The sequence below is a fragment of the Spirosoma knui genome, assembly GCF_054780635.1.
The window spans coordinates 88,862-101,294 of sequence record NZ_BAAGVY010000003.1 but is presented as its reverse complement, the minus strand read 5'-3'; the positions used below and the strand labels follow the sequence as shown (position 1 = coordinate 101,294).

Annotated in this window: 11 protein-coding genes; 7 read left to right on the top strand and 4 right to left on the bottom strand. The window is 53.1% G+C overall.

Annotated features, from left to right (window positions below):
• The 4 genes from ACYVIY_RS09065 to ACYVIY_RS09050 all read left to right on the top strand — a co-directional run bounded on the left by ACYVIY_RS09065 (position 1) and on the right by ACYVIY_RS09050 (position 3,122).
• Positions 1–1,281 (top strand): 3-phosphoshikimate 1-carboxyvinyltransferase, encoded by a 1,281-nt coding sequence (locus ACYVIY_RS09065; protein ID WP_460976312.1) that lies wholly within the window; start codon positions 1–3, stop codon positions 1,279–1,281.
• A 179-nt stretch (positions 1,282–1,460) separates the two neighbouring features.
• Positions 1,461–1,604 (top strand): hypothetical protein, encoded by a 144-nt coding sequence (locus tag ACYVIY_RS09060; protein ID WP_460976005.1) that lies wholly within the window; start codon positions 1,461–1,463, stop codon positions 1,602–1,604.
• 105 nt (positions 1,605–1,709) lie between these two features.
• The gene (locus ACYVIY_RS09055) at positions 1,710–2,735 is read left to right on the top strand and encodes an NAD-dependent epimerase/dehydratase family protein (RefSeq protein ID WP_460976004.1); all 1,026 of its coding nucleotides are present in this window, start codon (positions 1,710–1,712) and stop codon (positions 2,733–2,735) included.
• Positions 2,736–2,777: 42 nt separating this feature from the next.
• Complete coding sequence (locus tag ACYVIY_RS09050; RefSeq protein WP_460976003.1) at positions 2,778–3,122, top strand: DUF4260 domain-containing protein; 345 nt, start codon at positions 2,778–2,780, stop codon at positions 3,120–3,122.
• 26 nt (positions 3,123–3,148) lie between these two features.
• Here ACYVIY_RS09050 and ACYVIY_RS09045 read toward each other — a convergent pair whose 3' ends face one another.
• Positions 3,149–4,177 (bottom strand): AraC family transcriptional regulator, encoded by a 1,029-nt coding sequence (locus tag ACYVIY_RS09045; RefSeq protein ID WP_460976002.1) that lies wholly within the window; start codon positions 4,175–4,177, stop codon positions 3,149–3,151.
• 42 nt (positions 4,178–4,219) lie between these two features.
• Positions 4,220–4,969, bottom strand: coding sequence for an ABC transporter substrate-binding protein (locus ACYVIY_RS09040; protein ID WP_460976001.1), 750 nt, complete (start codon positions 4,967–4,969; stop codon positions 4,220–4,222).
• 120 nt (positions 4,970–5,089) lie between these two features.
• On the opposite strand from ACYVIY_RS09040, the gene ACYVIY_RS09035 reads away from it, so the two are divergent.
• The 3 genes from ACYVIY_RS09035 (at position 5,090) to ACYVIY_RS09025 (ending at position 10,709) form a co-directional block, all read left to right on the top strand.
• Positions 5,090–5,998: a GLPGLI family protein gene (locus ACYVIY_RS09035; protein ID WP_460976000.1), complete on the top strand. Its 909-nt coding sequence runs from the start codon at positions 5,090–5,092 to the stop codon at positions 5,996–5,998.
• Positions 5,999–6,031: 33 nt separating this feature from the next.
• On the top strand, positions 6,032–9,058 hold the full coding sequence (locus ACYVIY_RS09030) for an outer membrane beta-barrel protein (RefSeq protein ID WP_460975999.1): 3,027 nt from the start codon (positions 6,032–6,034) through the stop codon (positions 9,056–9,058).
• Between the two features lie 178 nt (positions 9,059–9,236).
• Entirely contained in the window at positions 9,237–10,709 is a 1,473-nt protein-coding gene (locus ACYVIY_RS09025) for a M48 family metalloprotease (protein WP_460975998.1), read from the top strand.
• 88 nt (positions 10,710–10,797) lie between these two features.
• Here ACYVIY_RS09025 and ACYVIY_RS09020 read toward each other — a convergent pair whose 3' ends face one another.
• The gene (locus tag ACYVIY_RS09020; protein ID WP_460975997.1) at positions 10,798–11,868 is read right to left on the bottom strand and encodes a M42 family metallopeptidase; all 1,071 of its coding nucleotides are present in this window, start codon (positions 11,866–11,868) and stop codon (positions 10,798–10,800) included.
• 102 nt (positions 11,869–11,970) lie between these two features.
• Entirely contained in the window at positions 11,971–12,384 is a 414-nt protein-coding gene (locus tag ACYVIY_RS09015; RefSeq protein ID WP_460975996.1) for a helix-turn-helix domain-containing protein, read from the bottom strand.
• Positions 12,385–12,433 lie beyond the last annotated feature (49 nt).

The following is a 12,433-nucleotide window of genomic DNA, read 5'->3' as shown; positions in this document are numbered from 1 at the left end:
TTGAACGCCGTCCGCTTAATCCCCCCAGCTACTTCTGTTGAAGGTAATCCAGTTCAGGCCACCATTCCGTTGGCTTCGTCGAAAAGTGAAAGCAATCGCGCCTTAATCATTGACGCGTTAACTGGTTTTCAGAGCGATCTTCAGAACCTGTCGACCGCCCGCGATACGCAGACGATGATCCGCCTGCTCCGGTCGGAAGATAGCACGGCTGATGTGTTGGACGCCGGTACGACCATGCGGTTTCTAACGGCGTATTTCGCCGTAACGGGGCAGCAAAAAACAATGACCGGTACAGCGCGGATGTGTGAACGGCCGATTGGTATTCTGGTCGATGCGTTACGGGTTCTCGGGGCCGACATTACGTATCTGAAGAACGAGGGGTATCCGCCCTTGCAGCTGAACGGTTTTACGTCGTCGGGTGAGAGCCGGGTGAGCATCCGGGGCGATGTAAGTAGTCAGTATATATCAGCGCTGCTGATGATTGCGCCCCGATTGCCGCAGGGACTTACCTTGAGCTTAACCGGCGCAGTAGGGTCGCGCCCGTACATCGAGATGACGATGGCACAGATGACCTATTTCGGAGCCGACGTTCAGGCCGATTGGTCCACCAACGCCATCACCGTTGCGCCGAAACCGTATACGGCCAGGACTTACCAGATTGAGTCCGATTGGTCGGGAGCGAGCTATTGGTACAGTGTTGTGGCGCTGGCCCAGCACCCATCTACGGAGCTTGAATTACTCGGTCTGAAAGAACAGTCCTTACAGGGTGACAGCGCCATTGTCGAGATCATGCGGGCCCTGGGTGTTGACAGTACGTTCACCGAGAAAGGCGTTCGCTTAACCAAGCGTCCTGTAGAAGCTGCACTCTCGTGGGATTTTACGGATTGCCCTGATTTGGCGCAGACGGTTGCCGTTTGTGCAGCCGTAAAAGGCATTACGTTAACCCTGACCGGTATCGAAAGCCTTAAAATCAAAGAGACCGATCGCGTGGCGGCCTTGCAGGCTGAACTGCAAAAGATTGGTGCCGAATTAGTCGAAATAGAAACGAATGAGCGGTACGAAGTGCATCAGGTAAGCCAGACATCCGCCGAACGCATTCCAGTCATTCACACCTACGACGATCACCGCATGGCGATGGCGTTTGCGCCGGTGGCCATGCAGCGCGAGGTAATTATCGAAGAGCCGGGCGTAGTGGCGAAATCTTACCCCTCGTTCTGGGACGATATGGCGAAGGTGCTGACCGTAGAGAACATAAGTGCTGCTTCGGAAAACGCACGATAGAATAAGCGTAAGGGCATTCGTTGTTTTAACTAGCGAATGCCCATTAAACCAAAAGTACTGTGGCTCTGCTGATTCGAAGATTGTTGGTATTTGTTTGTTTCCTGGGTTTACTCAATTGTAAACAGCCGACGGTTGACGGCGACTGCTATCGGTGCCGGATTGACGCGACAACTACCGTCATGAACTCCTCCGTGATTACCAATTCCGCTACGTATGATGTATGTGGGGAAGTTGCCGTCGAAAATTTTAAGCGCACCAATACGTTCCAGAAAACGAACGCTACGACTATCCTTGATTCCAGGGCTACCTGCGAGAAACGGTAGAATTCCCCTTTTTTCGTAATCCGTCACTCGATTTGCATTTTCCGTCAGCGACGACCTGATGTTTGCGCCGGACCTTTGACAGGTCTTAATCAACGCGCAAACGTCATGAGTTCTGATTCAATAAACATACTTGTTCTGGGCGCAACGGGTAGTATCGGGTACGCGGTCGCCCAAAATCTGCTGGCCCGTCAGCTACCGGTGACCATTCTGGTCCGTAACCGCGCTAAAGCGGAAGCATTGTTCCCCAATGCAGCTACGCTAACCCTTGTCGAAGGTGATGTACAGGATGTAGCGGTACTGAACACCCTTGCCACTGGCAAAACGCACATTTTTCACGGCATCAATTACCCGTATCACCAGTGGTTCGGCAACATGGACAGAGCTACCCAGCACATTATCGATGCAGCCGCTCAGCAGGGAGCTACCCTCGTTTTTCCCGGCAATGTCTACAATTTCGGCAACGCCAAGGAACCCATCCGGGAAGATAGCCGCCCGAATCCCGTCAGTAAAAAAGGAGAGTTACGTGTTACCCTTGAAGCGATGCTCGAACAGGCGGCTACTCAGGGTCGTTGCCGTGTACTGAATGTTCGGCTCCCGGACTTCTGGGGGCCAAACGTTCTGAACGCCGGAGTGAAGCCTATTTTTGAAGGTGCTCTGACGGGCAAAGCCTTACCCTGGCTCCTGAACGCGGATATTCCGCACCAGTCCGTATTTACGAACGATGCCGCTGAGATTATTGTGCGCCTGATGCTCCGGGAGTCAACTGCCCCCTATGAAGTCTGGAACTATGGTGGGCATACGTTTCCATCTACCCGGTGGTTTTTGGGCCGCATTGCCGCTATAGCTGGTAAACCACTACGTGTGCAGATCCATAGTCGGCTGGCCATCAGTTTCCTGGGCTTGTTTGTACCCGTCGTTCGGGAGGTGAAAGAGATGTTATATCTCTACGAGAACACTATTCTGCTCGATGATTCAAACGTACGGGCGGCCTTCCCCAATTTTCAGGAAACGCCAATCGACGAAGCCATCACCACAACGCTGACCTGGTTTGCCCAGCATCAACTAAACCAGTCGTTTACGCCTGTATCGACTGCAGAGACTGCGGCTGTTAACGCTGATCGTATTCGCTAGGCAATTCATTCAAATGTCCATTCACTCTAAATCAACCTGTCAATGAAAACCTTACTAAAATCCGAAGAATTAGCCTTATTTCTGGCCAGTATCTATCTGTTTTCTCGCCTGAATTTCGCCTGGTGGTGGTTTCCTACTTTTCTGTTGGCACCCGATCTGAGCATGATTGGCTACCTGGTTAATCCGGCGGTTGGCGCGGTGCTTTACAACGTTGTGCATCACAAAGGGCTGGGCTTGGCGATTGGGGTGCTAGGTCTGATTCTGGGTAATCAGTACCTGATACTGGCTGGCGTGATACTCGTTGCTCACTCCAGCATGGACCGCGTGGCTGGCTACGGCCTGAAATACTTCGATAGCTTTACCCACACAAGTATGGATAGCCTGTGAAAAAACGGTTGCGCGGGTATGATCCGTTACGCTGCGCGAACCTGACTGCCCAGATTCCGGTAAGCGCCGGGGGTATGCCCCGTCCATTTCTTGAATGACCGAAAGAAAACGCTCGGCTCGGCAAAACCCAGCAGGTACGCGATGTCGGTTGTACTCAGGTTCGGTTCGCGCAGGTGCTTAACCGCCAGTTCTTTCCGGATGTCATCAAGAAGTTGCTGATACGTAGTGCCCTCGTCTTTCAGGTGAAGCTGAAGCGTCCGGACGCCCATTGCCAGCCGATCGGCTACGGTTGCCAGCGTGGGCTCTTCGCCTTTCATCAGCCTAAGAATTTCGCTGCGTACGCGGGCACTTAAGGTTGGTTTCTGGAGTCTACGCAGCAAGTCGTCGGCGTGCTGCTCAAACATGGCGAACAAGCTTGGATTGGCGTTTAGTATCGGCGTATCGAGCAGAGCTGCATCCAGCGCCATCACGGTTACGTCGGCGTCAAAACTTACCTGTGCCGGAGCAAAAACGCGTTCGTGCTCCGAGATGTCGAGTGGCCGTGGATACGCAAACCGAATTTCCTGAGCAGCAACCGGCATACCGGTAAGCGCCCGGATAGCGGAGAGATAGATCGACAATTCTGAGTTAAGGACGTAGGCCGGATAAATAATATCGGGACTCGTCAGATGAAGCGATAACCAGAACTGATCGCCTTCCCGATGCCCTTCGGTTCGTATTCCTTCGCAGGCGATATCCTGATACTGACAAAGCTTTTCGAATGCTTTTCCCAACGTAGGGCAGTGCATCATTACGTAAGCCAGTACCCCAATAGACACAGGATTAATCAGTTCACCGAGGTGCAGGGCCATGTTCGCATCGCCAGTTGCCGTTACGATTTCGCGCCAAAGCTGCTGCATCTGCCGGATAGTTACGCGCCCATCGGGGTCACGAAGCTGGTCGGGGCGAATGCCTATCGCCTGAGTTAATGCGTTGGCATCGGCCCCCCGTTGCTGGGCTGCAAACAGAATTACGTTAACCGAAGCAATGGAGAGGGTATGATCAGCAGATTGCATTGGACCTAATGAAAGACAGAAAAGGCGCAGCCAGGCAAATCGCTAAACTGCAAGCCGGGCGATTTCCTGGTGCAAGTTCTTAAAATAATCAGCCGCCCGCAACAACCGACTCCCATACCACGAGAACAGTTCACCATCTACAATCAACACGGGAGCGGACGGACATATAGCCTGAAAGTCGGCGCTGTGTTTTTCCGTAAACGGATAAGGCTCCGACGATAGAAAGATCAAATCGGGTTGGACGGCCTGTAGTTCGGCTGGCGTAACCTCCGGATAGCGGGTCTGGTTGGCGAAGGCGTTGCGAAAACCCGCTACGTTGAGCATAGCATCAATGAACGTATCGCTTGCGGCTACCATATATGGATTACGCCAGATGAAATACGCGACAGATGGGCGTGGTTCGCCAAAAGAAAGGCGCAGGCTTTGCTCAATCTGCCGGGCCATTTGCTCCGCCCGATCTGGTTTGCCGACCAAAACGCCGACTTCCCGAATCATGGCAACTGCGTCCGACAAGGTTGTCATGTCCGTTACGTGTACCGGATAATGGTACTGCAACTCCTCGATCTGCGCGCGGGTGTTTTCCTCCTTATTCGCCAGGATCAGATCGGGGTTCAGGGCGTGAATTCGGTCGAGGTGCAGAGTCTTGGTGCCACCCACAATCGCCTTCTCTCTTACCTTGTCAGCAGGATGGATACAGAACTTGGTAATGCCCACAATTTCAGCATCTAAACCCAGGTCAAAAAGGAGTTCAGTCTGGGAAGGAACCAGCGAAACGATACGTTGTGGAGGCATAAAATGGCTTTTGGGACGTAAAAACGCCTACTTAACCTCAATTTAACGCCTTTCGCCAAAGTTTTAGATGAAGCTTCTATAAATTGTGCAACGTTTACTACCTAAATCCCTCTTTCCACCATGAAACACCGTGTATTGGCCATCTCTGTCCTTAGCCTCTTCATCACAATAACCTTATACGCTCAATCATCCTCATCGGACAGTCGTTTGGCGGGTAAAATCACGTACGAAGGCATGCGCCGTATTGACTTTTCGCAGATGCGCATGGTCATTAACGGCCAGGAAGTGCGGCCCGGCAGTCCGGGAGCACCGGAACCACCCGAAGGGATGCCTGATGTGATGTCCTTTACGCAGAAGCTGGTGTTTTCGGGGGCGATGGCCAAAGAGGAACGCGACCGTCCGCAAAATATGATGATTCGCCGGACGTTCGGGGGAGGAGCCGATGGGCCCGGAGGAGGTGATCGTGCCGGACAACCCCGCGAAATGCGCATGACGCCCCCGTTTGAACAAACTACCTTTCTCGATCTGGCCAACCGGACGACCATTGACGTGCTGACGATGAAAAAAGATTCTTCGACGCAAGTTTATCGCACGGAGCGCCCCATGCCCAAAGCCGAAGGCTGGCAGTTGTCTGACAAGACGAAAAAGATTGCGGGCTACGTTTGCCGCAAAGCCACCGCTACGTATCGGCCGATGCGCCGAATGATGGGCGGAGGGCCTGGCGCTGCCCCGGCTGAACGGAACGATGCCGCCCAGTCGGGGCCGGCCGAAACCTATACCGTCTGGTACACCACCGATCTGCCGTTTACCTATTCACCCGTTGCGGGTCTGACACCGGAGAAAGGCGTTGTGTTGCAGATCGAATCGGACAACGAGTCGTTTAAAGCAACGGGCGTGTTGATGGAAGCCGTCCCCGAAACCGCTGTTCAACCGCCTAAAGACGCTAAAGTTGTTTCGTCCGATGAGATGAACGAGTTGCGCCGGAAGGCGATGGCTACGTTCCGCCAGCGTATGATGAATAGAAATTAAGAAACCAATGAATGGGATTAAGCCGACGGGGCAATGAAAAAAACGGTACTGCTGAAGAATTTATGCTGGGCGCTGGTCGTCTTTTTTCATGGTTCGCTGTTCGTCAGTACGGCGTTGGCTCAGTCACCGGGTACGATCCGGGGAGCGGTCGTTGATTCGTTGACGCGTAAGCCGTTGCTCGAAGCGTCGGTATCGCTGCTGTCGGCGCGGGACTCATCGCTCATTACGTTCGGCATTACCGATGGAGAAGGGCAATTTCTGTTTCCGAAAGTAGCCGAAGGGCAATACCGCGTATTGGTTACGTACGTTGGCTACCGGAGTCGTTCGCACCGGGTTTCTATCACGAAGGCGAGCCCGGCCGCCGACGCCGGGACGCTTGAATTAGTCGCCCAGACCCAAACCCTCAATGAGGTCGCCGTACAGGGCGAGCGGGCACCCATTGCCGTCAAGGGCGATACGCTGGAGTTTAACGCCGGTTCGTTTAAGACGAAGCCGAATGCGCAGGTCGAAGATCTACTGAAAAAACTGCCCGGCGTGGAGGTCGACCGCGACGGTACGGTAAAAGCGCAGGGGCAGGAAGTGAGAAAAGTGCTGGTCGATGGAAAACCATTTTTTGGCAATGACCCCAAAATGGCCACCCGAAACCTACCGGCCGACATCATCGATAAAGTGCAGCTCTACGACCAGCAATCCGAGCAGTCGGCATTTTCGGGCGTGGACGATGGCGACCGCGAAAAAACCATCAACATTACCACCAAGAAAGACAAACGCAAAGGCATGTTCGGCCAGCAGTCGATTGGGGCCGGTCCCAAACCCGACGACCAGGCCCGGTACTCGGCCGGACTGAGCCTGAACCGGTTTAACAACGGCCAGCAGATTTCGATGATCGGATCGGCAAACAACGTGAACCGCCAGGGTTTCACGGCGCAGGACCTGGGACTGGGCAGCAACTTTGGGGGCAGCGGCCAGGGGCAGGGCGGCAACCCAGGGGGCGGAAATATGATCCGGGTTGGGGGGGGACAGGGTGGCGGCTCGTTCGGCGGGGGCGGTCAGGTCGGTAACAACGCGATTACGCAATCGTGGTCGGGGGGGATTAATTACCGCGATGGCTGGGGCAAAAAAATCGACGTAGCGGGAAGTTATAACGTGTCGAACACCAATACCGTAACGGATCAGCGCAGCCGCCGGGAGAACGTATTGCCGGGCCAGAACGACACGGGTACGTCGGGTACGAACCGGTCCGATTCGTCGTTTGTGACAAACCGCGCCAACGGCTCCGACAATACCAATACCAACCACCGCGCGAATCTCCGGCTCGATTACCGAATCGATTCGCTGACAACCATTCGCGTTATTCCGAGCCTGTCGTGGCTTCAGTCAACTTACCAAACCCAAAATCAGGCCCAGACGCTCGATGGGCGGGGAGCTGTGGTCAACACCAGTAATACCAATTATACCTCATCAGGCGAAGGGCTTTCGGGTAGTAATTCGCTGCTGTTTCTGCGTAAATTTCGCAAGCGCGGACGTACGTTTTCCCTGAACTGGAACGTATCACTGAATGATCAGGACAACGAAGGCTTCAACCGGTCGACCAACACCTACGCCCAGCCCAATACGCCGATTTCAACGACTACTGTCTCAACCACGGCCGTTCCGGAAAGCCAAACTGCGGTGAATGGGTTGTTTGCCCAGAACATCAACCAACGTAACGATCAGCAAACCCGGTCGATGAACAACTCGATCAACTTCAGCTATACCGAGCCGCTTTCGTTACGTCAGACGCTGGAATTTCACTACACCCTGTCGAACAACCGGAATACATCAGACCGGCTCGTTACTGATTTCAACGAATCGACGGGGCGCTACGATCTGGTCAATACACGCCTGACCAATCGGTTTGTGAATACGTATATGACCAACCGGGGTGGACTCACCTGGCAAACCCGTCGTTTGAAGTATACCTACGCCCTGGGTGTCGATGTGCAACAGGCCGGGTTACGGTCGAACAACCTCAGCAGAGATACGACCCTGAACCGGACGTTCACCAATTTGCTGCCCAATGCGCTGTTTACGTACAACTTCGGGAAGAGCCGGACGCTACGTATCAATTACCGCACGCGCATCAACGCGCCATCGGTAAACCAGTTGCAGCCGGTTCCTGACAATACAAACCCGCTCAATATTCGGCTTGGCAATGCCAACCTGCAACCCGAATACACCCATACGTTGTCGATGAACTTCAACCGGCTGGAGCCCACGACCTTTCGGAGTTTGTTTGCTTCCCTGAACGTAAGCCGGACCGACAATAAGATCGTTAATGCTACGTCGTTTACCCGGTCGGGTGCGCAGACCACTCAACCGATTAACACCGATGGCTACTACAACCTGAGCGGCTTTCTGGCGCTGGGCAGACCCCTGATGTTTAGTGAGCAACGGGTAAACCTGAACCTGACGACGAACCTGACCTACAACCGCGGAACCAGTTTTGTCAACAACCAGCCGAACCGGCTCCAGAACTGGCTTGTCGGCCAGGGACTGCGCGTCAACACGAATCTGAACGAAAAGCTGGACCTGAGTTTAGCCGGTAATATCAATCTGCAATCCGCCCGGTATTCGTTGCAGCCGCAGCAAAACACGACTTTTCTGAACCAGACTGTTACGTTCGATCTGTTTTACCAACTGCCGTTCCACTTTACGTTCACCACCGACGTGTATTACAACAACTACGGCGGCAACTCGGCAACGTACAACCAGTCATTTACCTTGTGGAATGCGGCCTTGTCGCGGCAGTTGTTTAAGCAGAATCAGGGCGAACTGCGGCTCCAGGTGTTCGATCTGCTCAACCAGAACCAGAGTATTGTCCGGAACGTAACAGACACCTACACCGAGGAGGTGCAAAGCCGGGTGCTGAACCGGTACTTCATGGTCAGTTTTGTCTATAATCTGCGCCGGTTTGGGACGGGCCAGTCTACCCCTTCTCAGGATCGCCAATTCCGTCGTATGGATCGGATGCCAGGCGACGGCGGGGGAAATGGGCGTGGCTTTCGGAGACAGAATTAGTGGATCGTTACAGCCAGCTTACGAACCGTACAGACTGCCTTTTCAGGTTTACTCTTTATTCTCTATCAATATACTTGGCTTAAACAAAGCAGACTACGTTAGTGGTTTATACTCACATGTCAGTACAAAGCGCTTTAGGCGGTAACTACTGACACTAAATATGAACCCTCATTCAGCCATGCACGCTCGTTTAACGCCAACCCGATTTGGGGTATTGATCCTGCTTGTTTTGATAAGCGCCTGCGCACGTAATCCGGTGACGGGGAAACGCGAATTGTCGTTGATGTCGACGGAGCAGGAGATCGCACTCGGTAAAGAATCGCATCCTTCCGTTGTTGCCACAATGGGGCTATACGAAAACAAACAGCTCCAGGATTTTATCAACCAGAAAGGCATGGCGATGGCCAAGATATCCCATCGGCCCGATTTGCCGTATCAATTTTTCATCGTCGACTCTCCCGTCGTAAACGCCTTTGCGGTACCGGGTGGCTACGTGTATTTTACGCGGGGCATCATGGCTCACTTCAACAACGAAGCGGAGTTCGCCGGGGTATTGGGTCATGAGATCGGCCACATCACCGCCCGGCATTCGGTTCGCCAGCAGAACACTCAAATTTTAAGTACGTTAGGAACGATTGCCAGCGCCGTATTTGCCCCTCAGCTTACTGAAATGGCTCAGCAGGGTTTAGGGCTGTTAACCCTTAAATATAGCCGGGCGCACGAGACGGAGTCCGACGGTATCGGTGTCGAATACTCGAGTAAGATCGGGTACGATGCTCACCAGATGGCCAACTTCTTTGCTACCATCAAGCGCATCTCTGACAATTCGGGGCAGGCCGTTCCCACGTTTCTTTCTACGCACCCCGATCCGGGCAATCGCTACTCGCGTGTGCATGAACTGGCAAAAGAGTACCAGGCGAAAAATCCGGGTAATTACCAGACTGATCGGGATCGGTATTTACAGATGATTGATGGAATCGTATACGGCGAAGATCCGAAACAGGGCTTTGTCGAGAAGAACGTGTTTTACCATCCGGAATTACGTTTTCAGTTTCCTGTGCCGAGCGGCTGGCAGCACCAGAACGCGCCCAGCCAATTCCAGATGGCCGATAAAGATGGACAGACGGGTATGATTCTGATGCTGGCACCCGGTAAATCGCTGGACGAAGCGGCTCAGGCGCTGGTGAAACAGCTTAGCCTGAAGGTGTTGGAGAGTTCAAAGACGACCATTAACGGAAATCCGGCATACGTACTTATTTCACAACAGCAGCCGCAGCAACAGCAGGGCCAGCCGCAACAACAGCAGCAGACGGACCCGAAGAACACCTTACAGATTGGAACTTGGCTTATTCAATACAACAACAACATCTACGCGCTTCACGGACTGTCCTCGGCTAGTGCGTTCAACAATGCGTTCCAAACGTTTAAAAGCGTAGCCGGTAACTTCCGTGCACTTACGGACCCCGATAAGCTCAATCGCAAGCCAGAGCGCGTAGCGATCCGAAAAGCCGCCCGCGACGGTTCATTCCGAGACGTAATGACTACTTTGGGAATGCCTTCCAGCCGACTCGAAGAGCTGGGTACGTTGAACAGCCTAAAAGCCGACGATCGCGTTGCCGCCGGTACGTTAGTGAAGATTATAACCCGCTAGAAACAAGAAAGCCAGTGAACATTGTTTGCTTACTGGCTTTCTTATCTACTGCTATATGATTCAACCAGTCTAATAAATTCCAGCCAAGCTACTTGATATACCGGAAATCTTCACCGCCCTTTAAAGCCAGTAAGGTTTCGTACATCAACTTTATTACGTTCTGCACGTCGTCCATGTGCACCGTTTCGACGGTGGTGTGCATGTATTTTAAAGGCAGTGAGATCAGGGCTGAGGCAATGCCTTCCGTAGCATACGCAAAGGCGTCGGTATCTGTACCGGTTGAGCGGCTGACGGCCTGGCGCTGGAACGCAATGCCCTGCTGCTCGGCCACACTGATCATGAAATCCAGTACGTTGTTTTGCACGGCCGGACCATAACACAATACGGGACCATCGCCACATTTCAGATCACCCTGCTCTTTCTTATCGTACTTCGGCGACTGCGTATCGTGCGTTACGTCGGTGCAGATGGCGAGGTCAGGACGTAACCGGCGGGCGATCATTTCGGCACCGCGCAGGCCAATCTCCTCCTGTACCGCGTTGACCACATAGAGCGTATACGGCAACGTAACGTTATTTTCTTTGAGCAGGCGGGCCACTTCGGCAATCATGAAGCCACCCATGCGGTTATCCAGCGCCCGACCCACGAAGTAGCGGCCGTTCAGCTCCATCAAACCGTCCGAAAATGTGCAGACCGTACCAACGTGAATGCCCAGATCAATTACTTCCTGCTTGGTCGCTGCCCCCACGTCAATGAACAGGTCGGTTACTTTGGGAGCCGTATCTTTAGCCAGATCGCGAACGTGAATGGCTGGCCAGCCGAACACCCCATCCACGACGCCTTTTTTCGTATGCAGATGCACCCGCATCGATGGAGCAATTACCGCATCGGAACCACCGTTCCGGCGAACAAAGAGGTAGCCATCGTCGGAGATGTAGTTAACAAACCAGGAGATTTCGTCGGAGTGGGCTTCAATTACGACTTTGTAGTCTTTGCCTGGCCCGATCACGCCGACGGCTGTTCCGTAGGTATCAACAATATACTCGTCGGTATAGGGTTTGAGATAATCTAACCAAATCTGCTGCCCCGACGATTCAAAGCCGGTTGGCGAAGCGTTGTTAAGGTACTGGTAGAGAAAATTTTTACTTTGGTCGGTCATTTGCGTATGCATCTAAAACCAGGAGCGCATCAAACTAGCGCGCCGGTAACGTAAGTTCTTCCTGTCGGCAAGGTAAGCGTCTTTTCAGTTTCGGCCAAGTAATTAGAACCCGATCCGCTCGCGTTTTTGCTCCACGCCCATCGACCGGAGGAGGTCCATAGCAATGCGGTCATCGTATTTACGCTTCCAGTAGTCAGCCTCCAGCCGCAGCTTGTCGAGTTCGACCTGTTGCTTCTCAATGGTCAGGCGTAGCGTCTCCAGTTCATGATGAATAACCTCATTCGGTTTGTCGTCGACTACCTGCGCGGAAACGGCTTCATCGGCTAATAGAGCTACCGGCGAAATCTGTAAGGCGTTGGCAATCTGCGTAAGCCTGGATAGGGTCAGGTCGGTTTTCCCGCGCTCAATGTCGCCGTAAGCCGTCGTGGATAAGTTGAGCAGATCGGCCATATTCTCCTGCGATAACCCTTTCTGGAGCCGCTGAAGTCGTATTTTTTCTGCGATGGAAGCCTTCATATCAAGTAACTACGATAAAATCTAAACCTAAACCGATACTGTTTTTCGG